At 65.3% G+C, this 22,050-nt stretch carries 24 protein-coding genes; 13 read left to right on the top strand and 11 right to left on the bottom strand.

The genetic code is table 11. From position 1 onward, the window contains the following. Nucleotide 1: 1 nt before the first annotated feature. A complete protein-coding gene (locus tag BSY17_RS09100; RefSeq protein ID WP_069066872.1) occupies nucleotides 2–1,216 on the bottom strand; it encodes a phospholipase D-like domain-containing protein in 1,215 nt (404 codons plus the stop codon). A gap of 125 nt (nucleotides 1,217–1,341) precedes the next feature. Here BSY17_RS09100 and rpoZ point away from each other — a divergent pair, with 125 nt between their 5' ends. Further along, the gene (gene rpoZ, locus BSY17_RS09095) at nucleotides 1,342–1,686 is read left to right on the top strand and encodes a DNA-directed RNA polymerase subunit omega (protein WP_037476174.1); all 345 of its coding nucleotides are present in this window, start codon (nucleotides 1,342–1,344) and stop codon (nucleotides 1,684–1,686) included. 130 nt (nucleotides 1,687–1,816) lie between these two features. Further along, on the top strand, nucleotides 1,817–2,116 hold the full coding sequence (locus BSY17_RS09090) for a putative quinol monooxygenase (RefSeq protein ID WP_069065275.1): 300 nt from the start codon (nucleotides 1,817–1,819) through the stop codon (nucleotides 2,114–2,116). A gap of 6 nt (nucleotides 2,117–2,122) precedes the next feature. On the opposite strand, the gene BSY17_RS09085 is transcribed toward BSY17_RS09090, so the two are convergent. Next, nucleotides 2,123–2,302 carry a hypothetical protein gene (locus BSY17_RS09085; protein WP_069065274.1) on the bottom strand — a complete coding sequence of 60 codons (180 nt, stop codon included), beginning with the start codon at nucleotides 2,300–2,302 and terminating at the stop codon, nucleotides 2,123–2,125. Beyond that, a complete protein-coding gene (gene ung, locus BSY17_RS09080; protein WP_069065273.1) occupies nucleotides 2,299–2,985 on the bottom strand; it encodes a uracil-DNA glycosylase in 687 nt (228 codons plus the stop codon). The genes BSY17_RS09085 and ung overlap by 4 nt, the downstream gene beginning before the upstream one ends. Before the next feature lie 94 nt (nucleotides 2,986–3,079). Here ung and BSY17_RS09075 point away from each other — a divergent pair, with 94 nt between their 5' ends. Genes BSY17_RS09075 through BSY17_RS09065 form a run of 3 tightly spaced genes read left to right on the top strand, consistent with a single transcriptional unit; the run spans nucleotide 3,080 to nucleotide 5,622 of the window. Further along, nucleotides 3,080–4,087, top strand: a complete 1,008-nt coding sequence (locus BSY17_RS09075; RefSeq protein WP_069065272.1) for a serine hydrolase — start codon at nucleotides 3,080–3,082, stop codon at nucleotides 4,085–4,087. Between the two features lie 59 nt (nucleotides 4,088–4,146). Beyond that, nucleotides 4,147–4,512: a DUF962 domain-containing protein gene (locus tag BSY17_RS09070; protein ID WP_069065271.1), complete on the top strand. Its 366-nt coding sequence runs from the start codon at nucleotides 4,147–4,149 to the stop codon at nucleotides 4,510–4,512. A 42-nt stretch (nucleotides 4,513–4,554) separates the two neighbouring features. After that, nucleotides 4,555–5,622: a GNAT family N-acetyltransferase gene (locus BSY17_RS09065; RefSeq protein ID WP_069065270.1), complete on the top strand. Its 1,068-nt coding sequence runs from the start codon at nucleotides 4,555–4,557 to the stop codon at nucleotides 5,620–5,622. Here BSY17_RS09065 and BSY17_RS09060 read toward each other — a convergent pair. Together BSY17_RS09060 and BSY17_RS09055 are read right to left on the bottom strand one after the other, a co-directional pair. Beyond that, nucleotides 5,600–6,469: a cupin-like domain-containing protein gene (locus BSY17_RS09060; protein WP_069065269.1), complete on the bottom strand. Its 870-nt coding sequence runs from the start codon at nucleotides 6,467–6,469 to the stop codon at nucleotides 5,600–5,602. The genes BSY17_RS09065 and BSY17_RS09060 overlap by 23 nt on opposite strands. Then, entirely contained in the window at nucleotides 6,466–7,596 is a 1,131-nt protein-coding gene (locus tag BSY17_RS09055; protein ID WP_069065268.1) for a GNAT family N-acetyltransferase, read from the bottom strand. The genes BSY17_RS09060 and BSY17_RS09055 overlap by 4 nt, the downstream gene beginning before the upstream one ends. A gap of 231 nt (nucleotides 7,597–7,827) precedes the next feature. On the opposite strand from BSY17_RS09055, the gene BSY17_RS09050 reads away from it, so the two are divergent. The 4 genes from BSY17_RS09050 (at nucleotide 7,828) to BSY17_RS09035 (ending at nucleotide 11,532) form a co-directional block, all read left to right on the top strand. Further along, on the top strand, nucleotides 7,828–8,829 hold the full coding sequence (locus BSY17_RS09050; RefSeq protein WP_069065267.1) for an NAD-dependent epimerase/dehydratase family protein: 1,002 nt from the start codon (nucleotides 7,828–7,830) through the stop codon (nucleotides 8,827–8,829). Between the two features lie 353 nt (nucleotides 8,830–9,182). Next, a complete protein-coding gene (locus BSY17_RS09045; protein ID WP_052027689.1) occupies nucleotides 9,183–10,142 on the top strand; it encodes a KpsF/GutQ family sugar-phosphate isomerase in 960 nt (319 codons plus the stop codon). A gap of 5 nt (nucleotides 10,143–10,147) precedes the next feature. Further along, complete coding sequence (locus BSY17_RS09040) at nucleotides 10,148–10,948, top strand: 3-deoxy-manno-octulosonate cytidylyltransferase (protein ID WP_150125759.1); 801 nt, start codon at nucleotides 10,148–10,150, stop codon at nucleotides 10,946–10,948. Beyond that, the gene (locus BSY17_RS09035; RefSeq protein WP_069065265.1) at nucleotides 10,948–11,532 is read left to right on the top strand and encodes a histidine phosphatase family protein; all 585 of its coding nucleotides are present in this window, start codon (nucleotides 10,948–10,950) and stop codon (nucleotides 11,530–11,532) included. Before BSY17_RS09040 ends, BSY17_RS09035 begins: the two co-directional genes overlap by 1 nt. Here the strand turns inward: BSY17_RS09035 and BSY17_RS09030 are convergent. Together BSY17_RS09030 and BSY17_RS09025 are read right to left on the bottom strand one after the other, a co-directional pair. Beyond that, on the bottom strand, nucleotides 11,529–12,566 hold the full coding sequence (locus tag BSY17_RS09030) for a S66 peptidase family protein (protein ID WP_069065264.1): 1,038 nt from the start codon (nucleotides 12,564–12,566) through the stop codon (nucleotides 11,529–11,531). The genes BSY17_RS09035 and BSY17_RS09030 overlap by 4 nt on opposite strands. 2 nt (nucleotides 12,567–12,568) lie before the next feature. Then, the gene (locus tag BSY17_RS09025; protein ID WP_069065263.1) at nucleotides 12,569–13,012 is read right to left on the bottom strand and encodes a cupin domain-containing protein; all 444 of its coding nucleotides are present in this window, start codon (nucleotides 13,010–13,012) and stop codon (nucleotides 12,569–12,571) included. A 53-nt stretch (nucleotides 13,013–13,065) separates the two neighbouring features. On the opposite strand from BSY17_RS09025, the gene dapE reads away from it, so the two are divergent. Next, nucleotides 13,066–14,208, top strand: a complete 1,143-nt coding sequence (dapE, locus tag BSY17_RS09020; RefSeq protein WP_069065262.1) for a succinyl-diaminopimelate desuccinylase — start codon at nucleotides 13,066–13,068, stop codon at nucleotides 14,206–14,208. On the opposite strand, the gene BSY17_RS09015 is transcribed toward dapE, so the two are convergent. The 4 genes from BSY17_RS09015 to BSY17_RS09000 all read right to left on the bottom strand — a co-directional run bounded on the left by BSY17_RS09015 (nucleotide 14,209) and on the right by BSY17_RS09000 (nucleotide 18,486). Further along, the gene (locus BSY17_RS09015) at nucleotides 14,209–15,918 is read right to left on the bottom strand and encodes a putative bifunctional diguanylate cyclase/phosphodiesterase (RefSeq protein WP_069066871.1); all 1,710 of its coding nucleotides are present in this window, start codon (nucleotides 15,916–15,918) and stop codon (nucleotides 14,209–14,211) included. 102 nt (nucleotides 15,919–16,020) lie between these two features. Beyond that, on the bottom strand, nucleotides 16,021–16,560 hold the full coding sequence (locus tag BSY17_RS09010) for a Smr/MutS family protein (protein ID WP_069066870.1): 540 nt from the start codon (nucleotides 16,558–16,560) through the stop codon (nucleotides 16,021–16,023). Nucleotides 16,561–16,571: 11 nt separating this feature from the next. Continuing rightward, complete coding sequence (locus BSY17_RS09005; RefSeq protein ID WP_069065261.1) at nucleotides 16,572–17,825, bottom strand: murein transglycosylase A; 1,254 nt, start codon at nucleotides 17,823–17,825, stop codon at nucleotides 16,572–16,574. 7 nt (nucleotides 17,826–17,832) lie between these two features. Beyond that, nucleotides 17,833–18,486, bottom strand: coding sequence for a Tim44/TimA family putative adaptor protein (locus BSY17_RS09000; RefSeq protein ID WP_069065260.1), 654 nt, complete (start codon nucleotides 18,484–18,486; stop codon nucleotides 17,833–17,835). A 182-nt stretch (nucleotides 18,487–18,668) separates the two neighbouring features. Here BSY17_RS09000 and secB point away from each other — a divergent pair, with 182 nt between their 5' ends. The 3 genes from secB to trpS all read left to right on the top strand — a co-directional run bounded on the left by secB (nucleotide 18,669) and on the right by trpS (nucleotide 21,895). Then, nucleotides 18,669–19,175: a protein-export chaperone SecB gene (secB, locus tag BSY17_RS08995; RefSeq protein WP_037473556.1), complete on the top strand. Its 507-nt coding sequence runs from the start codon at nucleotides 18,669–18,671 to the stop codon at nucleotides 19,173–19,175. 118 nt (nucleotides 19,176–19,293) lie between these two features. Further along, nucleotides 19,294–20,877: a murein biosynthesis integral membrane protein MurJ gene (gene murJ / locus BSY17_RS08990; protein ID WP_069065259.1), complete on the top strand. Its 1,584-nt coding sequence runs from the start codon at nucleotides 19,294–19,296 to the stop codon at nucleotides 20,875–20,877. Between the two features lie 13 nt (nucleotides 20,878–20,890). After that, a complete protein-coding gene (gene trpS, locus BSY17_RS08985; RefSeq protein WP_069065258.1) occupies nucleotides 20,891–21,895 on the top strand; it encodes a tryptophan--tRNA ligase in 1,005 nt (334 codons plus the stop codon). The last annotated feature ends 155 nt before the right edge of the window (nucleotides 21,896–22,050 follow it).

Here is a 22,050-nt window from a genome sequence, read left to right as displayed (position 1 = left end):
ATCAATCGGCGTCCGGGTTGCGGAAATTGAGCCGCCGCGTGACGGTATAGTCCAGCACCCCCACCAGCAGATAGCTGATCCATTGCTTGATCAGCGTGAGCGGCGTGCGGCTGGCGCGGTGGCTCTCCAGCGTGATTGTGCGGCTCAGCGCCGCCTGCCGGTCGATCATCTGCCGCACCGCCGCCGCAAAGCCCGCATCCTCGATCCGCAGCATCACCTCCAGATTGACGAACAGGCTGCGCATGTCGAAATTGGCCGACCCCACGAACACCGCATCGTCGATGACGAACAGCTTCATGTGCAATTTATGCGGCTGATATTCGGCAATCTCCACCCCGCGCTTGAGCAGCGGCCCGTACAACAGCCGTGCCGCCGCGATCGTCGCGCCATTGTCCGACTTGGCAGGCAGGATCAGGCGCGCGCCATCCCGCTGCGCCGCCCGCGCGATGCGTTTGAGCATGCCCCGGCCCGGCGAAAAATAGGCCGCGACCATATCGACCCGCCGCGCCTGTTCCATGTCATGCTTGACCACCTTCGCCCATGGGCTCAGCCGCCGGGTGGGACCACCGACCAGCCAGCGAAAGGGATCGGCCTGTTGCGGATGCAGGCTCGGATTCCAACCCCGGACCATGCGCCGCAAGGTGCGGAACCGTTGCCGACGCGTCGAGACCCAGCGCCACAATTGCCCGTACCAGCGCGTCATCGCCTCGACTTGATCGCCCTCGATCATCAGCCCCAGGTCGCACCAGCAACCATCCGCCGGGATACCGAAATAGCCATCCTCGATATTGAAGCCGCCGATCATCAGCCGCTGATCGTCGGCGATCGCCATCTTCTGATGATTGCGGATCAGGTAGCGGGTCGATCGCCGCGTCCCGAATCGCCCGAAATGCGCGCCCGCGTCGATAAGCGGGGCAAAGAAGCTGTCTGGCGTCTTGCCCGACCCGAAACCATCGACCATCAGCGTCACGGCGACACCGCGTGCCCGCGCCGCGACCAGCGCATCCCGCACCATGACGCCGCTGCCATCATCGGCGAAGATATAATAATAGAGTTTGAGGCTATGGCGCGCAGTCTCGATCAGGCCGATCAGCGCGTCGCGCAACGCCGTCCCTTGCGTGATGAGCCGCAGCCGGTTGCCCGCCAGCATGATGGTGATATCGTCCGCTTCGCTGTCCGCATCGGCCAGCGGCGGGGCTTGATCGTTGATCGCCATCTGCGCCTCATGCCCCTTTGCGCCATGATTTGCCAAGGCCTTATGCCCTTTTCATTGACTCCCATGGGTCATGCTGCTAGGCGGCGAATTCGAAATTTCCCTTCGCTGTATTCAGGAGGCCCTGTTTGGCCCGCGTCACCGTCGAAGATTGCGTCGACAAAGTTACCAACCGTTTTGACCTCGTCCTTCTCGCCGCTCAGCGCGCGCGGGAAATTTCCGGCGGGGCCGAACTGACGGTCGATCGCGACCGCGACAAGAATCCCGTCGTCGCTCTGCGCGAAATCGCGGAAGAGACCGTTCTGCCTGACGAACTGCATCACTCGCTCGTCGCGTCGCTGCAGAAGGTGCAGATTGACGATGACGACACCCCCGATGAAATCGGCTCGATCGCCCAGTCGGCGGAGGCCCTGCGCCTCACCGCCGCCGCGCCGCCGCGCAACCAGAATATCGGCGGCGACTACGACGGCTGATCGCCTTATCCGTTTGGAGAGGGAAAGAGGCTCGGCCTGCGCAAGCAGGACCGGGCCTCAACCCTTTTTGGGGCCGTTTATTGTCGATTGATTGCTTTTCGATCGTTTCTGGCATCGTTAAGTTGCGCCGATGCTGCTGATCGTCGGAACCATTCGCCTGCCCGCCCAAAATCTTGGCATTGCGCGCCCTGCCATGAAACAGATGGTGGAGGCCAGCCGGGCGGAAAGCGGCTGTGTCGAATATAGCTATGCCGAGGATGTCTTCGATCCGGGCCTCATTCACGTCAAGGAATTATGGACCGACCAGGACGCGCTCGACCGGCATTTTGCGATGGACCATATTGCACGGTGGCGGGCGGCCTGGCCGGAACTGGGGATCGGCGATCGCGACCTGCGCGTCTATGATGTGGATGAACCGCGCCGGACGTAAGGCCTGTTACCCCACCGGTCGCGCGACGCGCTTGCCCTTGGTCCGGCTGGTCAGGTGGAACATCTCGCACCGGTCGCAGCGATAGGGCCGCAATATAATCGCGGCGCGCACTATCGCCTCCCGCGCTTCCTCCTCCGACCCATAGCGGCGCTTCCTTGCGCAGATGCTGAGCCGGGTCCGCTTCATAGCGGCGGCAGCGCCCAGTCGATGCCCCCGCGACCCTGTGCTTCCAGAAACGCATTGGCCTGTGAAAAGGGCCGCGATCCCAGAAAGCCATTATGCGCCGACAGCGGGGAAGGGTGGGCGGATTTCAGGATCAGATGGCGGCTCTGATCAACGAAGCCCGCCTTGCGCTGGGCATAGGCGCCCCACAGCAGGAACACGACCGGCTCCTCTTTCTGCGCCACCAGCCGCACGATCGCATCGGTAAACAACTCCCAGCCCTTGCCCTGATGCGACGCGGCTTGCCCCATCTCGACCGTCAGCACGCTGTTGAGCAGTAGCACCCCCTGCCGCGCCCAATGTTCGAGGAAGCCATGCCCGGCCCGCGCAATCCCTAAATCGCTCTCCATCTCCTTGTAGATATTGACGAGCGAAGGCGGCGTCCGCACGCCGGGCTGCACCGAAAAGCACAGACCATGCGCTTGCCCCTCGCCATGATAGGGGTCTTGCCCCAATATCACGACCTTGACCTGATCGAGCGGGGTGAGGTCGAGCGCGCGGAAATAGTCGCTGCCCTTGGGGAAAATGCGTTTGCCTGCGGCCTTCTCCGCCTCCAGAAAGGCTTTCAGTCCCTGCATATGCGGGGCGGCGAACTGGTCGGCTAATGCCTCGCGCCAGCTTTCGTGTAGCTTGATGGTTCCGCTCATGCCGTCTGATGGCCCTTCGCGCAAAGCCCTGTCAATCGCGTCCGACAGGGTAAATGCGCTTGCGCGGCATCGTCACATCCGCAAAACAGACGCCATGCGCTTCCATCGCCCGATCGCCCTTGCCGCCGCCTTCGGCCTGTTCCTGGCCCCGCTGCCCAGCGCCGACGCCTTCGGTCCCGTCAAATCGAGCGTGCAGCAAACCGCCGAAACCCGCCTGATCGCCCAATTTCAGCGGTTCGCGACCCTCACCGACGGCACGGTCGGCATCACCGTGCGCGACCTTGCCAGCGGCGAAAGCCTCTCGCTCAACGGCGACACGCTCTTCCCGATGGCCAGCGCCTATAAGGTCGCAGTGGCGGGCAAGATCTTCGCCATGATCGACGCCGGACAATTGGCGCTGACCGACATCGTGCCGCGCGACGTCGCCACCATGGGGCCGGGCGCGCCGCTGCCGGTGGCGCAATTGCTCGACCTGATGCTGACGCAGAGCGATAACCATGCCACCGACATGCTGGTCGCCCGCGCTGGTGGCCCGGCGGCAGTCAATGCGTGGGTCGCGGGGCTGGGGATCAAGGGGCTGCGCGTCGACAGCAACACCGCCGACCTGCTCTATCGCGCCATGGACCTTGCGCCCCGTCCCGGCAATTTCAACCGCAACGTCGCCGCCGCATTGGCCGCCGATCCGGCGCTGCGCACCCGCGACAGTCGCGACCTGCCCAATATCGCCTTCGCCCGCGATCCGCGCGACAGCGCGACGCCGACCGCCATGACCGACCTGGTCGCCGCGATCCGCACTGGCCGGGCGCTTTCGCCCGCCAGCACCCATGCCTTCATCACCATCATGGAACGCTGCCGCACCGGCAAGGCGCGCCTGCCCGGCATGTTGCCGCCCGGCACGACGATCGCACACAAGACCGGCACGATCAACGGCACCGGCAACGACACGGGCGTTATCACCCTGCCCGATGGGCGGATGTTCGCCATCACCGTCTTCGTCATGCAGGATCATCGCGGCCGGGTGATGCGCGACCGGATCATGGCGGAAGCGGCCCGCGCCGCCTATGATTATTTCCTGTTCGCGCCCGATCGCGCCACGGCCTGACGCATAGGACTTAACAGCGATCCCGGAAGGCTTTAGGCTCCTTCCTTGAGAGGATTGCCGTGACCCGTCTGACCCGTTTCCGTGATTTCTGGCCCCATTATCTGCGCGAACATGCGCGCCCCGGTACGCGTGCGCTCCATTATGCGGGGACCAGCCTGGTGGTGGTGCTGGCGGCGGCGGCCCCGGTCGCTGGCCGCTGGTGGATGGCGGCGGCGCTGCCGGTCGTCGGCTATGGCTTTGCCTGGGTGGGCCATGGCCTCATAGAGCGCAACCGGCCCGCGACGTTTCGATATCCGCTCTGGTCGCTACGGGCCGATTTCGTGATGTGGCAACGGTTCCTGACTGGCCATATCGGCCGCGATCTCGCCCGCGCCGGGGTGCGCCCCGATGGCACGGTGGATACTGATCGGCGGACGGTGGCATAGCCGCGGCTTGACCGCGCCGGACGCTCTGCCACAAGGAGCGCGATGGCTCTCACCGCATCCTTTTCGCTGCCCGATCGCGCGGCGCTGGCAACCCGTTGGCAGGCGCTCGAAGCGCGCGCCGATGCCGCCTTCTTCCTCGGCTGGACCTGGACCGGCGCCTGGCTCGACAGCTATGCCATCCGCCCCGAATTGCTGGCCATCACGGACGATAGCGGGAACGACGTCGCCCTCGCGCTGGTCGGCCACGCGATGCAGCCGCGCCTGCTGGGCGGCGTCGCCACGCTCAGCCTCAACCAGTCGGGTGATCCCGCCGCAGACCGCCCCTATGTCGAATATAATGGCCTGCTGGCAGAGACAGGCCGGGAGGCGGAAGCCGCAACCGCTGCGATCGAAACGCTCACCCGCCGCCGTGACTGGCGCGCTCTCCGCCTCAGCGGCATCGCGCCGGACTCGCCGCTGCTGAACCTGCCCGCCCGCCGCAAGACGCGCCGCGACGTGTCGCCCGTTTATCAGGTCGATCTCGCCGCCGTGCGCGCCGCGAATGGGGATTATCTGTCACTGCTCAGCGCCAACACCCGCAGCCAGATTCGGCGTGCGATGAAGGATCATGGCGGCCCGCTGCCCAGCATCGCTATCGCTGGCCTTGACGATATCACCCCTTGGCTGGACGAGATGGCGGCGCTCAACAGCGGTCGCCACGCCGACAATGCCTGGGACGATGCGGGCTTTCGCGCTTTCGTCGCCACCATCGCCGCGCGCGGCTTGCCCGGCGGCTCGGTCGAACTGCTGCGCTTCACCGATTCAGGCGGGGTGGTCGGCCTGCTCGTCAACTTCGTCCATCGCGGCGTCGCGATGAACTATCAATCCGCCTTCGCCGAACCGCGCACTGCCAAGGACAAGCCCGGCCTGCTCTGCCATGCCGCCGCCGTCGCATATTATGCTGCGCGCGACCTGTCGCTCTATTCGCTGCTCGCGGGCAAGGATCGCTACAAGCAGAGCCTCTCCACCTGCGAGGAGAGTCTGGAATGGTGGATGATCGAACGGTTCAGCCCGCGCCTCGAAGCCGAAGCTCTGTTGCGCCGCCTGCTTAAACGCCCAGCTTCCGCATGACGCGATAGATGAGGCGGCGCAGCCCCTGCCGTTCCGGCCGGGCGCTGACCGTGCCGGTGGGCAGGCCGCGTTTGCGCAGCAGCGCGTTGAAACTGTGCAATTCGCCCTCCGCCACGCTGCGTTCCGACCGCCATGTCACCGACAGGCTTATCGATACGGCAGGGCCGTTCTCGACGAAATGGGGCGCTTTCACCGGCACATGGATCGCCTCGCCCGGCGCCAGCGGAAAAGCGGTGCCGCGCGCCTTGAACCCGTCCTGCCACACCAGATTGCGATGCCCGCCACCGTGGAAATCCTCGCTCTTCTGCGCCGGGACCAGCGCTTCGTCGCGCGCGGGAAAGACGGTCATCACCTTGTCGCCCATGATCTGGAGCAGGATATTATGCTCCGGGTCCATGTGGAACGGCGTTACGCTGCCCGGCGATGTCAGGAAGATGAAGGCCTCGCGATGCAGCATCGGCCCGGTCGCGGCATGGACGATCGGCTCCAGATCGGCGAGCGCCGCATCCAGCAGCGCGCCATAGGCCGGGTCGCGTTCGACATTCTTCAGCACCGCCCAACTGCCATTGGTCTCGATCGTGCGGATCGTCTCACCCAGCGTCAGCCCGTTGGACGGCGTATCCTCCGGCCGCACGCCGAGCGGCAGTTTGCCCAGATTATATTCCACCGACGATGCAGGCATCCGCTCCGCCAGCGTCGCCAACGCGTCGAGCGTCAGCAATGCGTGCCCGACCAGGTCGTGGCACAAACGGGCGGGCTGGTCGGGGTAAGCGGCGGCGAAGGTCGCGCGCGCAGTGTCGGGGAAGGTCGCGACCCTGGCGGCCGCGATCGGGCTATGGGCGGTCATCCCTGTCCTTTCAAAAGTCTGGCGGCACTCTCGACGCCATTGGCGATGGCAAAGGCCGCCGCCCGCTGAAACTGCGTCATGCCCTGGCCGTGGAGGGCGATACGATATTGGACGATTGTGCGCCGTTCGGCCCACAGGCTGTCGATCATCGGATGATCAGGCGCGGCGCAACTGTCCATCCAGCCGATCGCCGAATCATCCTGCACCGCATGCAGGTTGGCGATCTCGATCAGGACGCCGGGCGAAAAACGGCCATATTCCTCATCGATCGCTATCTTGAAGGAAAAGGCACCCGCGCCATGGCGAAAATTGACCAGCATCGCGATCGCCCGCCCGTCAAGGTCGAGCCGCAGCATATGCAGCCGCCCGGCATCGAACCCGGCAGCACAAGCCGCGCGGAAAAAGGCTGCGTCCGCAGGCTTGCAGCCCATCGCCGTGCCCTCGCGGCCCTTCCAGCCCGACGCTTCGAGCGCCAGAAATTCCCCGCACCAGCGCGCCACGTCGCTCCGATCGGTCAGCAACCGGCTTTCCACGACGCCCAGGTCCGCCAGCCGCTTTTGCAGCCGCCGCAATTCCTTGCGCTTCTTCGCCCGGACCTGGCTCTCCCAATAGGCGTCGGCGGTCAGGTCCGACCGCAGCATCGCCCGGTCATAGCGATGAATCTCGCGCCATCCGCGCCGCTGCTCGACGCACACCGCTTCGATGGCGGCGGCATTGGCCCCCGCCGCGTCGATCGCTTCGAGATGGAGGAAGCCGCGCGCCCAGGGGGCTTCGTCCAACTGCGCCAGAAAGCTGCGCCACGCCGCCGCCTCATGCCCCTGCCGGATCATCGGCGCGCCGAAAAAACAATGATCATGGACCCAATTGCCGACGCAGCCGATCGGCAGCCGCCCATGGCGCGATCGCACCGTGACGGGCAGCAGGCCGATCAGCCTGTCCCCCTCGCGCGCTTCGATCAGGCGGACGTCGCCATCCGCTGCCAGATGATCGATCGCGGCTGCCAGCATATCGGGCGCATAAAAAGCATTGGCCTCTGCCGCCTGGACGGCCAGATCCTCCCAGCGCGCGCGCTGCGGCACGCCCGCCGGATGGGAATAAGGGGGCAGGGGATGGGATGCCATGTCCATCTTTCCGCCTTTAGATCGGAAAGATTAGGGAAAGGCTAAATCCTCCACGCTATAGCGTTTTCCAAGCAGGTGGAATCACCTGCTGACTCGGAAAACGCGGCAAACCAAAACCCTAGAGCAGCCGAGCCGATGCAATCGGATCGGAAACTGCTCTAGGACGCGACCCGACGAGGCTTTACATATAAAGGCGGATCGTCGGACAGCAGGACCGACAGGCGTGGAGAAATGGGCATGACGATATTGGTCACGGGGGCTGCGGGTTTCATCGGCATGCATGTCGCCGATCGCCTGATGGCACAGGGTCATGCCGTGGTCGGCATCGACAATCTCAACGATTATTACCCGGTGTCGCTCAAGCGCGCGCGACTCGATAGCCTGTCCGCCGCCCATGGCAAGCTGTTCACCTTCCACGAACTGGATTTCGCCGACATGGATGCGCTCAATGCGACGCTCCATGATCAGGTGATCGAATCGATCGTCCATCTGGGCGCGCAGGCCGGGGTGCGCTATTCGCTCATCAACCCCCACGCCTATGTCCGCTCCAACCTGGCGGGGCATGTCAACATGCTTGAACTGGCGCGCGAACGGCGGGTGCGGCATCTGGTCTATGCCTCCTCCTCCTCGGTCTATGGCGGCAATGACACGCTGCCTTTCCGTGTCGAGGATCGCGCCGACCATCCCGTCTCGCTCTACGCGGCGACCAAGCGCGCTGACGAACTGATGAGTGAGACCTACGCCCATCTCTTCCGTATCCCCATGACGGGCCTGCGGTTTTTTACTGTCTATGGTCCCTGGGGCCGCCCCGACATGGCGATGTGGATCTTCACCTCAAAGATCCTCGCGGGTCAGCCGATCCCGGTGTTCAACCATGGCCGGATGCAGCGCGACTTCACCTATATAGACGATATCGTGACCGGCATTTTGGGCTGTCTCGATCATCCCCCCGCCGACGATGGTGCGCTCAAGGCAGGCGGCAGCCGCGCGCCGCATCGCCTCTACAATATCGGTAACAACCGGCCCGAAGAATTGATGTACCTCATCGCCGTGCTGGAGGACGCGATAGGGATCAAGGCCCAGATTGACTTCCAGCCGATCCAGCCGGGCGATGTCCATGCGACCTTCGCCGACATCAGCGCCATCGCACGCGACATCGGTTTCGCGCCATCGGTGAGCATCGAATCGGGTGTCCCCCGATTCGTCCAATGGTATCGTGATTATCACGGAGTCTCATAAGGTTGCCGGACGCCGCACGCGCGAAGCTGAAAATGGCTGCGCGGCTGGTCGCTCAAAGCCATCGTTTCAGCGGATTTTGGGGCGCGGACAGGGCCGTCTTTTTCCTGTAATGATTTTTTCGCAGTTGCAAAAAGGATTGCCATAAGTCCCTGAAACGGCGTAAACAGTCGCACCATGCCGGGCGGTATTTCCGTCCGGGGGTCGCGGAACAAGGGAGGACATCACGCCGAAATCGGCGGTTCGTCCACCGTCTCCGCCAGTGAGACAAGCTCGCGGCGGAGCGCGGAAAAAAGGGCAAACGCGTGTCAACATCAGCATCCAAGATCGTGCCTTTCGGCTCAGGTGGCCGTATCGTGGAGACGGCGTGCAGAAGCCTCTCCATCGCAGCGACCGGCCTTAACGAACTCGAAGCCCGCTTTGGCCAGCGGGAATTTGCCGCCACCTTCCTGCGCCTTGTCGGCGTCTTGATGCAGGTGCGCGGTCGTGTCATCGTCACCGGCATCGGCAAGAGCGGCATCGTCGCGCGCAAGATGACCGCGACGCTCACCTCCACCGGCACGCCTGCCATCTTCCTGCATCCCGCCGATGCCGGGCATGGCGACCTTGGCATGGTGACGCCCGACGACGTCGTACTGATGCTGTCCCATTCGGGCGAATCGACCGAACTCGGCCCGATCATTCAATATTGCAAACGCTTCGCCATCCCCTTGCTGGCGATGACCGCGCAGGCGCAAAGCACCGTCGCGCAGGCCGCCGACATTTGCATCCTGATGCCCGAAGTGCAGGAAGCCTGTCCCAACGCGCTGGCCCCCACCACTTCGACCACGGTGCAGATGGCGTTCGGCGATGCCCTGGCGATTTCGCTGATGGAAATGCGCGGCTTTTCCGCCGACGATTTCCACAAATTCCACCCCAACGGCCGTCTGGGCGCGCAACTGCTCAAGGTGCGCGAACTGATGTCGAAGGGCGGCGACGTGCCGCAGGTGCGCCAGGACGCCTCGCTGCTCGACGCAACCATAGAAATGACCCGCGCGCGCCTCGGCGGCACGGCGATCACGGATAATGAAGGGCGGCTGATCGGTGCCTTCACCGATGGCGACCTGCGTCGAGCCGTCACCGCCAAGCAGAATCTGACCGAACCGGTCGGCCGTTTTATGACGGTCACGCCCCACGCCATCACCCCCGACGATCTCGCCCACGAAGCGCTGCATGTCATGCATGAGCATAACATCATGCTGCTGTTCGTCTGCGAAAAGGGCCGCCTGGTCGGTGCCGTCCATATGCACGACTTGCTGCACGCCGGGGTCGCCTGAACCATCTGGTCGTCATTCCCGCGCGGGCGGGGTCTTCCCGTCTGCCGCGCAAGCCCCTGCGCCTCATCGCAGGGCGCACGCTGCTGCATCGCACGATCGCCATGGCGCGCGCGGCGATCGGCGACAGGGCAGGGGTGGCGCTGACCGTCGCCACCGATGACGCCGAAATCGCCGATCATGCCCGCGCGGTGGGCTGCGAGGCGGTGATGACCGACAGCGCCATCGCCACCGGGTCAGGCCGCGCGCTCGCCGCCGCCTTGGCCCAGCCCACAGCACCCAACTTCGTCATCAACCTTCAGGGCGACTCACCCTTCCAGCCCCAGGGCGCGCTCGGCGCCGTCATCGTTGCGCTGGAAGCGGGCGCCCAGGTCGCCACCCCGGTCATCGCGCTCGACTGGCCCGCACTCGACGCCCTGCGCGATCACAAGGCTCGCTCACCGTTCAGCGGCACCACTTGCGCCCGTGCGCCCGACGGCCATGCCTATTGGTTTTCCAAGGCGATCATCCCCGCCATCCGCAACGAAGACAGCCTGCGCGCCAGCCTGCCGCGCTCGCCCGTCTGGCGGCATGTCGGCCTCTATGGCTATGCGCTGGACGCGCTGCGCCGGTTTGAGGCTTGCCCGCCCACAACATTGGAAAATCTCGAAGGGCTGGAGCAGCTCCGCCTGCTGGAGCTTGGCATCCCGATCATGACCGTGCCCGTCGATCCGCCCTCCTTCGACAGTTCGGGCATCGATACCGAAGCCGATATCAGCCGCGTCGAATCACTGATCGCCGAACATGGCGACCCGACGCCGCCGCTCTGATGCGCCGCCTCTTCATCATCCGCCACGGCAACACTTTCGCAAGCAGCGCTGAGGCCTGCCGCATCGGATCGCGCACCGACATCCCATTGGTCGAAAGCGGCCACGCCCAGGCCGAGCGTCTGGGCACCTGGATTGCGCAGCAATCATTCCCCATCCACCAATTGTTCAGCAGCCCACTCCTCCGCGCCCGCCAGACCGCCGCTGCGATCGCCGCCGCCACCGGCCATGGCCTCGATGGCACGCGCGACTGGCTGGGCGAGATCGATCATGGCCCCGACGAAGGCCGCCCCGAAGCCGACGTCCTCGCCCGTATCGGGGCGCAGGCGCTGGCGGAATGGGAAGAGCGGGGCATTGCACCCGATGGCTGGATCGTTGATGCCGAAGCTCGCATCGCCGCCTGGCGCGCCTTCTTCGCGCAAGCCGCGGAGGGGGCCGACCTGCTCGTCACTTCCAACGGCGCGGCCCGCTTCGCGCTGCTGGCGTTAGGCCTGCCCCCGCGCAAGCTGCGCACCGGGGCATTCGGCGAACTGGCCATCGGCCCCGACGGCGCGGTCACGCTGGTTCGCTGGGACGAGCGGCCTTAAGCGACCGCCGCTTCCAGCAAGCGGATCGTCCCGGCGTCCGCATCCATCTCCGCCCGCACGCCCACCGGCAGGCTGAACTGGTTGGCGACATGGCCGAACTGCGCGCCTTGAAAGGCGGGTATGCCTAGGGAACCAAAATGCTGCTGCAACACTTCCGACAGCGTAAACCCACCATAGGACGGCCCACTCGCCCCGCAATCGGTACATTGGCCGAACACCACGCCCGCCAGCCGCCCCAGCACGCCGCCCAGCGCCAATTGGGTCAGCATCCGGTCGATGCGATAGGGCGCTTCGCCAATATCCTCGATAAACAATATCGCGCCGCTGAAATCGGGTAGCCAGCCCGTTCCCATCAAGGCCGCCAGCACGGTCAGGTTGCCGCCCAGCAATCGCCCGCTCGCCTTGCCGGGGTGGAAGGTGCGGATGCGCCCGGCGCGCGGGACCAGCCGGTCCTCATTGCCGACCGGATTGGCAAAGGTCGGCATCGCCCCGTCGAACGCGACCGCACGAAATCCATCCCAGGAAAAGCGCCCCCAACTGCTCGACGCATTGGGTCCATGGATGGTGGTGAAACCCGCCCGTGCGGCAAAGGCCATGTGCAGCGCGGTGATGTCCGAAAAGCCGATCAGCAGCTTGGGATTGGCGCGGATCGTCGCGAAGTCGAGCAGCGGCAGGATGCGCGCGCAGCCCCATCCGCCGCGCACCGCGAACACGGCGCGCACCTGCGGATCGGCGAACATCGCATTGACGTCGGCCGCGCGATCCTTGTCGGTCCCGGCGAGATAGCCATGGCGTGCGGCCAGATGCGGCGCAAGTCGGGGCACCAGCCCCATCGCCACGATCGTTTCCTTGACCAGATCGAGGTCGAACATATCGTCGGTAAAACCCGCCGGTTCGATCAGCCCGACGACATCGCCGGGCCGCAGACGCGGCGGCTTCACCAGCGTCGCAGGCAAAGGCGCAACCGGCGGTGCCTTGGCCGCCACCAGCATCGCGCCCATGCCCGTCACCAGCGCGCGCCGATCCATCCGCATCGTCAAAAGCCGCTCCCATCCTTGTGGCGATATTGACCGCTCGACCATCGCAGGTCGATGTCGGCATAATGGCAATCGCCGGTTGGCGGCCGCCCGAACGCCAGGAAGGCGCAATCGGCGTCGCTTTCATTGACCAGATGATGGCCATTCGGCTCGCCCTTGGGAAAGGCCGCCATGTCGCCCGCGCGCATCAATGTGCGGCCATCCTCCTCGATTAGGACAGCTTCCCCCGCCAGCATCACGACAAACTCGTCCTCATCCTCATGCCAATGCCGGTGGGACGACGCCGCGCCGGGTTTCAGCACGACATGGCTCACGCCGAAATCGGAGAGATCGCTTGCCGGGCCAAGCCGCCTGACCCACCGCCCGGCGACGATGTCGGCATGGCGCGCGGGATAGCCGGTGGCATTGGTCTGCGCGATGGCATCCAGGTCGATCCGGGGCACGGCCTTGTCTCCTCCTGCTGGCCAAGCGGCCCGGCTTTCGCTAACGCCTTGGTATGACCAGCACCAGAGCCAATCATGATGTCGTGGCGCTCGCCGAGCAACTGCTTGCCTGCCCCTCCGTAACACCTGCAACCGGCGCCGTCTTTACAGCGCTTGAGGCTATGCTGGAACCGCTGGGCTTTACCGTCGATCGTTTCGTCACCGGCGACGCGCCTGATGGCCCGGTCGAAAATCTCCTCGCCTGGCGCACCACGGGCGGCGGCAAGCATTTCGCCTTTGCCGGGCATCTCGACGTCGTGCCGCCGGGGCCGGGCTGGACCAGCGACCCGTTCGTTCCCGAACAGCGCGGCGATTTGCTCTACGGCCGCGGCGCGGTGGACATGAAGGGCTCTATCGCCGCCTTCGTCGCGGCGCTGCAGGATCTGCCCGACGACCTGCCCGGCACGATCAGCCTGATCATCACCGGCGATGAGGAAGGCCCGGCCGTTCATGGCACGCTCGCGCTGATGGAGCGGATGGCCGCGCGCGAACTGCGCCCCGACCTCTGCCTCGTCGGCGAACCGACCAGCTCGGCGCAACTGGGCGACGTGGTCAAGGTCGGGCGCCGCGGCTCGGTCAATATGTGGATCAGCGTGGCGGGCAGTCAGGGCCATGTCGCCTATCCCCATCTCGCCGACAATCCGATCCCGAAGCTGGTCCGCATCCTGTCCGCGATAGAGGCCGAGACGCTGGACGAGGGCACTGACTGGTTCCAGCCCAGCAATATCGAAATCACCGACCTCGACGTCGGCAATCCGGCGCATAATGTCATTCCCGGCCTCGCGACCGCGCGCATTTCGATCCGCTTCAACGACCGGCATAGCGGCGCGTCGCTGATCGAACGGATCACCGCCATCGCCGCGACTGAGGGCGGCACGGTCGAGGCGAAGATCAGCGGCGAACCCTTCCTGACCCCGCCCGGTGCGTTCAGCGATCTGGTCAGCGGCGCGATCCGCGATGTCACCGGCCTTGCCACCGACCTGTCGACCACCGGCGGCACGTCGGACGCCCGCTTCCTCTCGCGCCTTTGCCCGGTGGTGGAATTCGGCCTCAACAATGCGACGATGCACAAGCTTGACGAAGCGGTCGCGGTGCAGGATTTGCGTGATTTGCAGCGCATCTACGCGCTGATCGTCGCGCGCGCGCTGCGGGGCTGATCAGCCCCGGCGTGGCTCTGGCTGGCGCAGCAACAGGACGCGGTCCGGGCTTTCGGTCAGGGCGAAACGGTCGAGATAGGCTTGTTCGCCCGTCGGCCGGGCGAGATGATAGCCCTGAAACTGCGTGCAGCCGATGACGCGCAGCATGTCCATCTGCGCCTCGCTCTCTATCCCCTCGACCACCACTTCCAGGCCCAGCCCCTGGATCAGGCCGACCACCGCCGAACAGATGGTCCGTGCCTCGGCCGACGTGGCTATGTCGCGTACCAGGCTGCGGTCGATCTTTACGCGATCCACCGGCAATTCCTTCAACCGCGACAGGTTGGAATAGCCGGTGCCGAAATCGTCGATCGCCACCCGCACCCCGTCGCGTCGCAGCGCCGCCAACTGATCCAGCACGCGCGGCTCCATCTCCATCGCCAGCGACTCGCTGATCTCCAGTTCCAGCATCGTCGTCGGCGTCTGGTGGGTGGCAATGGCGTGGCGCAGGCGCAGGAAGAAATCAGCCTGCCCCAGTTCGCGGGTGGAGATGTTGATGGCGATCCGTTGGCTTATGCCCGCCGCTGCCCAGCGCGCGGCGGTTTCGCACACCCTGTCCATCACCCAGTCGCCCAGCGCGACGATCACGCCGCTTTCTTCTGCGACGGTGACGAATGCGCCCGGCATGAGGATGTCGCGTTCGGGATGCGCCCAGCGCACCAGCGCCTCGGCCGCCACCGCGCTGCCGCTGCCAATATCGATCTGCGCCTGAAATTCCAGAATGAACTCGTCACGCTGCAACGCCAGCATCAAATCGCGTTCCAGGTCGGCCCGGTCGGATGCCTCCAGCGCCAGTTCCGCGCTATACATTTCCGCACGGCCGCGCCCTTCATGCTTGGCATGATACATGGCGACATCGGCCGCGCGCAGCAAAGCCGTCAGCGTCTCGCCATGGTCGGGGTAGCAGGCGATGCCGATCGATGCGCCCAGGTCGACATGCTGACTGCCGAGGTCAAACCGTTCGCCCAGCGCGAACTGGATCGCGCGGGCAATGCGCGCGGCGGCACTATGGCCGGGCAGGTTGGGGAAGAACATGGTGAACTCGTCACCCGCCAGCCGCCCGATCACGGCATCGCCCGACCCGGCGGCGACCTGCGCCATCACCACTTCGCGCAGCCGCCCCGCGACCCGCGCCAGCAATTGGTCGCCCGCCGCATGGCCCAGCGTATCATTGACGCCCTTGAACCCGTCCAAATCGATGAAGAACAAAGCGGCCTTGCGCTCTTCCACCCGCTCGGCGAGATGGCGTTCGACCTGACGGCAAAAGCTGGTGCGATTGGCAAGGCCGGTAATCTGGTCGAACAGCGCGAGCGTCTGGACATGATCCAAATTGGTCCGCACCTGGCTGAACAGGCTTTCCATCGCCACGGAAAGATCGGGCATTTCGCGCGCGATATCGCCCGGCACCGGCGATTGCAGGTCGCCATGCGCGGCCGACACGAGCCGTTCGGTCGCCATGTCGATGGCGGTGGCGGTGGTCGCGACCGTTTGGCGCGCCGAAGCCCAGCTCATCGTCCCGCATAATATGGCGATGATCAGTGCGCGGCTGATCTGCCCGATGTCATCGGGCTGGCCGGGCGTATAGCCCAGGATGAGCGACAGGATGAAGACAAGCGCACCTGCGGAGCAGGCGAACGCAGCAGCGCGGCTTTTTAACGTCACCCCCCGCATCATCTGTCCCTGTCCCGGCGCACGCTCCACGATGAAGCCTTAGGGGGCAAGGATATGAAGGACGGTGGTTAAGAAAGGGTCAGCGACTTTGCGATGACAACGCTATTTTCGGCGCCGCAATATCAAATAGAGCGCGCCGTCGCCGCCATGGCGCGGATGGGCGACACGGACGCTGGCGATCCGGTCGGCATGGGCGCTGGTTTCCAGCCAATGGCCGATCTCGGCCCGGATCGCGCCGCGCCGCGCCGCGCTGTCGGACAGCGCGCCCTTGGGCGGCTTGCCCGTCACCACCAATATCACCCGCACCCCCTGCGCCAGCGCCACGCCCAGCGCCTGGTGCAACCGGGCGTGGGCCGCCGACAGGCTATGGCCGTGCAGGTCGATGCTCATCTCCGGGCTGACCGCGCCATTGCGGATGCGCTTTTCCCAACCCGTGTCCAGTACGGCGGCAGGCGTGCGGACAGGCGCAGGCGGTGGAGTGGGGCGGGCAGGGGGCTGCGCAATGGCCTTTTTCGCTGGAGGGTCGATAGTCACCACCGGCAGAGGGACAGGCGCTTGGGCCAGCGGGCGCAGCGGTCGCACCGTCCGGGCAAGCGCGCTCCACAGCGCCTGCTCATCGGTCGAAAGATACCGCCGCGCCATCGCCACCCCGGTCAGGGTCGGGTGAGGCGGGCGACCGACCCGATCGGCAGCAGAATGAGCGCACTGCCCCGCGCCGACATACCCCCTGCAATGCCGCGCGCCCGCGCTCCTGCACCCCAGAAACTGTCGAAGCGATTGGCCCCCTTGATCGCGCCGCCCGTATCCTGCGCGATCCACATGCCATTGGGTTCGGCCCGGTCGAGCGAGAGCAGCACCGGCGCGCCCAGCGGCACATATTTGGGATCGGCAGCGACCGTCCCTTCGGCCGTCACCGGCACGCCCAGCGCGCCGATCGGCCCCGCGCCGGTCAGTTCGCGGAAAAAGACGAAGCTCTTATTCTCGTTCATGATTCCCGCACCCTCGACCGGGTTGGCGCGCAAATATTGCATGATGTCCTGCATCGACCCGGCCTTGATCAGCCCGCGATCCTTCATCAGCTTGCCGATGCCGGTATAATCGCGGCCATTTTGCCCATCATAACCGATGCGCATGACGCCGCCGTCGGGCAGGTTCAGCCGCCCGCTGCCCTGTACCTGCAGGAAGAAGAATTCGACCGGATCGGCCGCATAGGCCAGTTCCAGCCCGCGTCCGGCCAGCGCGCCGCTGACGATCTGCTTGCGCTCGTCATAAGGCACGAACTTGGTGCCCGCGACCTTGCCCCGGATCGTGCGGCCTTTGAGGGTCTCGCTGAACTGGCCCAGATCGACGTCGATCAGGTCGGTTGGGCGGCGATAGATGGGCACGTCATAGCCCGGCTGGCGCGTGCGCGACCCGGCGATTTCCGGCTCATAATAGCCGGTGACGAAGGCTGCGCCATCGCCCACCTGCACCGCTTCGAAATAGCGGGAGAAAAATTCGCTGGCGCTGGTGTCCGGCCAGCTAGATGCCGCCGCGCAGGCATTGTTCCAGTCCGACCCCCTGGTCAGTCCGCTCGCATCGGTGCGCCGCATCAGCGTAGGGCAGGAAATGCGAAACGCCTGCAACGCCAGCCGCGAACGCTCGCCCGACGGGATCAGGCTACCAACCTCCGGCCCGCGCGTCACGCCCAAGGCGGCGGCGGTGCCCGGCACCAGCGCCGGGTCGGTTGGCATCTCGACGGGAAGGGTGGGGCGCGGCGTTGCCGGGGTAGGGCGGGTGGCGACTTCTCCGGACGACCCAGGCCGCGACGGCGCAGGGCCAGTCGCGGACGGCGGGATCATGCTGCCCGAACAGGCCGACAGCAGCAGTGCAGCGCCCAGCGCGCCCGCCCTAGAACGCAGCATCATGCGCCGATCACGCTTCGTCGGTTTCGCTGAGCTTCCAGTTGGGATCGGCACTGCGGACGTCGCGGGTAAAGGTCCAGATATCGTTGGTCCCGACCGCATCGGTCATCGACCCGGCGACGACATTGCCGTCCTGATCGCGCGTGACGGCGGCGATATCGGCTTCGAAGCGCAGCGCGATCTGCGCGACGCCGCCATTGACGGAGGCTTCCATGATCTGCGCCTTTTCGATCCGCACCAGCCGGTTGTCGAGCACATGGCCCTCGGCCTCGCGCGCGGCGATCGCAGCTTCAAAGGAAGCGCGCACATCCTCGTCGCACAACCAGGCCAGCTCGTCCCGGTCACCGCGCCAAAAGGCCTCCAGCACCATGCGATAGGCGCTTTTGGCTCCATCGACGAACTGCGGCACATCGAAGCTGCGATCGGCGGCGATCAAGGCGCGCACGCCATTTTCCGCCCCCGGCGCGATCAACCCGTCGGCCAGGCGCACCGAATCGCCCGAACCCTCGGCCATCGGTCGGGGCTGCAGCACCGTCACCTTGGCACGGTCTTCGGCGGGACGGAGCGCAGGCTCCTGCTCATGCCCGGTACGTTTGCCGAGCACGGAATAGAGCCGGAGCGCCAGAAAACCGGCTATCATGGCGAGGATGACGATCACATACACGGAAATCTATACCCTTTGCGCGGGGACAATGTTCCAACCAACATAGGCATGTTTGCCCGTAACTTCAAATAGCCCCTTCGTGCCGGTGCCATTGCCCTGCTCCGCGCCCCCTGCTAAGCGCGCGGGTCACATCGCGGGGGGTTGCGGCCCACCGGACATTATTGACCATATAAGGACGGACCATGGCCGACGAAGCCGACACCAACCCCTATATCAACAGCCAGGGCAACGGCGCCGACACCGCGCCGCAAATCGCGCTGATCAGCCAATATGTGAAGGACTTGTCCTTCGAAAATCCCAATGCGCCGGCCGTCTATCAGTGGCCCGACCAGCCGCAGATCGACGTCCAGTTCAACATCGGCGCAGACCGCGTCGGTGAAGAAGTGATGGAAATCTCGCTCAAGATCGACGTGAAAGCCACAGCGCCCCAGGGCACCGCCTTCGCCGTCGACCTGCTCTATGCCGCCATCTTCGGCATGCGCAACGTGCCCGAAGAGCAGATCCAGCCCTTCATGCTGGCAGAAGCGCCGCGCCTCATCTTCCCCTTCGCCCGCCGCGTGCTGGCAGACGCGATCCGCGACGGCGGCTTCCCGCCGCTGCTGCTCGACCCCATCGATTTCGGCGCGCTCTACCTGCAACAGGCCCAGGCGCTGGAACAGACCGCAGGCGAACCGGCCGGCCACGCCTGACACGCAGGATGACCCCTGTTTCCGTTCGCCCTGAGCTTGTCGAAGGGCTGCACTTTTCTTTGAAAAGGAAGTGTGGGGCTTCGACAGGCTCAGCCCGAACGGGCACGGGGGTAATACCATGAAACTCGTCCGCGCCCTGGGATCGGTCGGCGGGCTGACGCTCGTCAGTCGCATCCTGGCGCTGGTGCGCGATTCCCTCGCCGCCCGCTATGTCGGCGCAGGGTTCGCGTCGGACGCCTTCAACGGCGTCGCCTTCCGCCTCCCCAATATGTTCCGCGCGCTCTTTGCCGAGGGTGCCTTTTCCGCCGCCTTCATCCCGCTGTTCAACAAGAAGGCGGCAGGCGAGGGCGGGCTGCCTGCGGGCTATGACTTTGCCCAGCGCGCGCTTGCCGTGCTGCTGCCGGTCCTCATCCTCTTCACCCTCGCGCTGATCGCCGCCGCCTGGCCGATCACCTGGGCGCTGTCCGGCGGCTTTTCGCGGCAGAATCCGACGCCGGATCAGTTCGCCTTCGCGGTCACCCTGTCGCGCATCACTATCCCTTATCTGGCGCTCATCTCCATCGCCTCGCTGCTGGGCGGCATCCTCAATTCGCTCGACAAATTCTGGGTCAATGCCGCTGCACCGATCCTGCTCAATGTCGCGATGATCAGCGGCCTGTGGTTCTTCCATGGCGCGGACGAATATGAAACCGCGCGGGTGCAGGCGATCTCGGTGACGGTGGGCGGCGCGCTGCAACTGCTCTGGCTGATCTGGGCCTGCCGCCGCGCGGGCGTCTCGCTCAAGCTCCAGCGCCCCCGCCTCGACAAGGATGTCCGCGAACTCCTCCGCCTCATCGTGCCCGCCGCGGCCGGGGCAGGGGCGCAGCAGGTCAATCTGCTCGTTTCCACCGCGCTGTCGGGCTGGCTGCTCGCCTCCGGATCGATCACCTATATCTATTATGCCGACCGACTGAACCAATTGCCGCTCGGCCTCATCGGCATCGGCCTTGGCACCATCCTGCTCCCCACCATCTCGCGGATGCTGTCAAAGGGCGAGGAGGACGCGGCGATGGAAACGCAGAATCGGGGCATCGAACTTGCTCTGTTCCTGACGCTGCCTGCCACCATCGCCTTCCTGACCGTCGCCGAACCGATCGTGCGCGGCCTGTTCCAATATGGCCGCTTCACCGCCGATGACGCGATGCGCTGCGGCTGGGCGCTGTCCGCCTTCTCGATCGGCCTGCCCGCCTATGTCCTCGTCAAGGTGCTGACGCCGGGCTATTATGCGCGCGGCGATACCCGGACGCCGGTGCGCTACGCCATGCTCTCGATCCTCATCAACATCGTCGGCAATGCCGCGCTTATCCCGACGCTGGGGCATATCGGGCCGCCTCTCGCCACCGCGCTCGCTTCCACCGTCAATGTGGCGATGCTGTATCGCACGCTGGTCAAGCGCGGGCATTTTGCCGCCGATGCGGGGCTGCGCCGTCGCCTGCCGCGGCTCGCGCTCGCCGCGCTCATCATGGGCGGCGCACTGATCGCGGGGGCCAGCCTGTTTGATCCCTGGCTCAGCGGAGCCATGGTCCAACGCTATATCGCGCTCGCCATACTTGTCGGCGCGGGCGTCACGCTCTACGGGCTGGCCTGCTTCGTCACCGGCGCTTACCGGCTGTCCGATATCAAGGCGCTGATGCGTCGGCGCGGCACGACCATAACGCAATAGAACGGATCATCCCATGCGCGTCCTTTCCGGCATCCAGCCCACCGGCAATCTGCACCTTGGCAATTATCTCGGCGCGATCCGCAACTGGGTAAAGATGCAGGACGAGATGGATGCGGATAGCCAATGCTTCTTCTTCCTCGCCGACATGCACTCCATCACCGTGCATGAGGCCCGCGACCAGCGTATCCGCAATGTGCGCGACATGGCCGCAGCACTCGTCGCCGCCGGGATCGACCCGGACCGCTCGGTCCTCTTCAACCAGGCCCGCGTTCCCGCCCATGCCGAACTCTGCTGGTTGCTGAACGGCACCGCGCGCATCGGCTGGCTCAATCGCATGACTCAGTTCAAGGACAAGGCAGGCAAGGATCGCGAAGGCGCGTCGGTCGGCCTGTTCGTCTATCCCGTGCTGCAGGCCGCCGACATCCTTGCCTATAACGCGACGCATGTCCCCGTGGGCGAAGACCAGAAACAGCATTTGGAGCTGGCGCGCGACATCGCCGCCAAGTTCAACAGCGATTTCGGTGTCGATCTCTTCACCCTGCCGGACCCGATCATCCCCAAGGAATCCGCACGCATCATGTCGCTGCGCGATGGTAGCGCAAAAATGTCCAAGTCGGACCCTTCGGACATGAGCCGCATCAACCTGACCGATGATGACGACGCGATCATGGCCAAGGTGAAGAAGGCCAAGAGCGACCAGGAAATGCTGCCCGAAACCGCGGCAGGCCTGGCGGGCCGGCCGGAGGCGAGCAACCTCGTCGGCATTCTCGCCACGCTGACCGTCCGCACCCCCGACGCCGTCTGCGCCGAATTTGCGGGGAAGGGCTTCGGCGCGTTCAAGCCGGCGCTGGGCGAAGTGCTGGTCGAAACGCTGCGCCCGATTCGCCAGCGCTTCCTCGAACTGCGCACCGATGATGCCGCGCTCGACGCGATTCTCGACAAGGGCGCGGCCAAGGCAGCGGCGGCGGCCGAACCGACGCTGCGCGCCGCCTATGACGCGATGGGGCTGATGCGCTGACCAAAGTTACGGGTTACGGCCGGGCGCGGCGTCCTTGCGGTGACAGGACATGGTTTGCGCCCGTTCGGTTTTCTCGTGCGTTCAAATGATGTTCAGTTGCGGCTTGCTACAACAGGCCCCAATGATGCAGATAGATTCATGCCTGATACAGGACG

Origin of the sequence: Sphingobium sp. RAC03, from assembly GCF_001713415.1 — a bacterium.
Taxonomy (GTDB): Bacteria; Pseudomonadota; Alphaproteobacteria; order Sphingomonadales; family Sphingomonadaceae; genus Sphingobium.
Note: the sequence above shows the minus strand (reverse complement) of the source record. Positions and strands in the feature narration are given on the sequence as shown.

What these genes read in the sequence shown, in the direction of transcription:
- BSY17_RS09010 (WP_069066870.1), bottom strand. Translation starts at nt 16,560, where the DNA reads ATGGCGCGGCGGTATCTTTCGACCGATGAGCAGGCGCTGTGGAGCGCG.
- BSY17_RS09015 (WP_069066871.1), bottom strand. Translation starts at nt 15,918, where the DNA reads ATGCGGGGGGTGACGTTAAAAAGCCGCGCTGCTGCGTTCGCCTGCTCC.
- BSY17_RS09065 (WP_069065270.1), top strand. Translation starts at nt 4,555, where the DNA reads ATGGCTCTCACCGCATCCTTTTCGCTGCCCGATCGCGCGGCGCTGGCA.
- BSY17_RS09090 (WP_069065275.1), top strand. Translation starts at nt 1,817, where the DNA reads ATGCTGCTGATCGTCGGAACCATTCGCCTGCCCGCCCAAAATCTTGGC.
- BSY17_RS09055 (WP_069065268.1), bottom strand. Translation starts at nt 7,596, where the DNA reads ATGGACATGGCATCCCATCCCCTGCCCCCTTATTCCCATCCGGCGGGC.
- trpS (WP_069065258.1), top strand. Translation starts at nt 20,891, where the DNA reads ATGCGCGTCCTTTCCGGCATCCAGCCCACCGGCAATCTGCACCTTGGC.
- BSY17_RS09075 (WP_069065272.1), top strand. Translation starts at nt 3,080, where the DNA reads ATGCGCTTCCATCGCCCGATCGCCCTTGCCGCCGCCTTCGGCCTGTTC.
- BSY17_RS09005 (WP_069065261.1), bottom strand. Translation starts at nt 17,825, where the DNA reads ATGATGCTGCGTTCTAGGGCGGGCGCGCTGGGCGCTGCACTGCTGCTG.
- BSY17_RS09060 (WP_069065269.1), bottom strand. Translation starts at nt 6,469, where the DNA reads ATGACCGCCCATAGCCCGATCGCGGCCGCCAGGGTCGCGACCTTCCCC.
- BSY17_RS09035 (WP_069065265.1), top strand. Translation starts at nt 10,948, where the DNA reads ATGCGCCGCCTCTTCATCATCCGCCACGGCAACACTTTCGCAAGCAGC.
- murJ (WP_069065259.1), top strand. Translation starts at nt 19,294, where the DNA reads ATGAAACTCGTCCGCGCCCTGGGATCGGTCGGCGGGCTGACGCTCGTC.
- secB (WP_037473556.1), top strand. Translation starts at nt 18,669, where the DNA reads ATGGCCGACGAAGCCGACACCAACCCCTATATCAACAGCCAGGGCAAC.
- BSY17_RS09030 (WP_069065264.1), bottom strand. Translation starts at nt 12,566, where the DNA reads ATGCGGATGGATCGGCGCGCGCTGGTGACGGGCATGGGCGCGATGCTG.
- BSY17_RS09085 (WP_069065274.1), bottom strand. Translation starts at nt 2,302, where the DNA reads ATGAAGCGGACCCGGCTCAGCATCTGCGCAAGGAAGCGCCGCTATGGG.
- BSY17_RS09100 (WP_069066872.1), bottom strand. Translation starts at nt 1,216, where the DNA reads ATGGCGATCAACGATCAAGCCCCGCCGCTGGCCGATGCGGACAGCGAA.
- dapE (WP_069065262.1), top strand. Translation starts at nt 13,066, where the DNA reads ATGACCAGCACCAGAGCCAATCATGATGTCGTGGCGCTCGCCGAGCAA.
- ung (WP_069065273.1), bottom strand. Translation starts at nt 2,985, where the DNA reads ATGAGCGGAACCATCAAGCTACACGAAAGCTGGCGCGAGGCATTAGCC.
- BSY17_RS09050 (WP_069065267.1), top strand. Translation starts at nt 7,828, where the DNA reads ATGACGATATTGGTCACGGGGGCTGCGGGTTTCATCGGCATGCATGTC.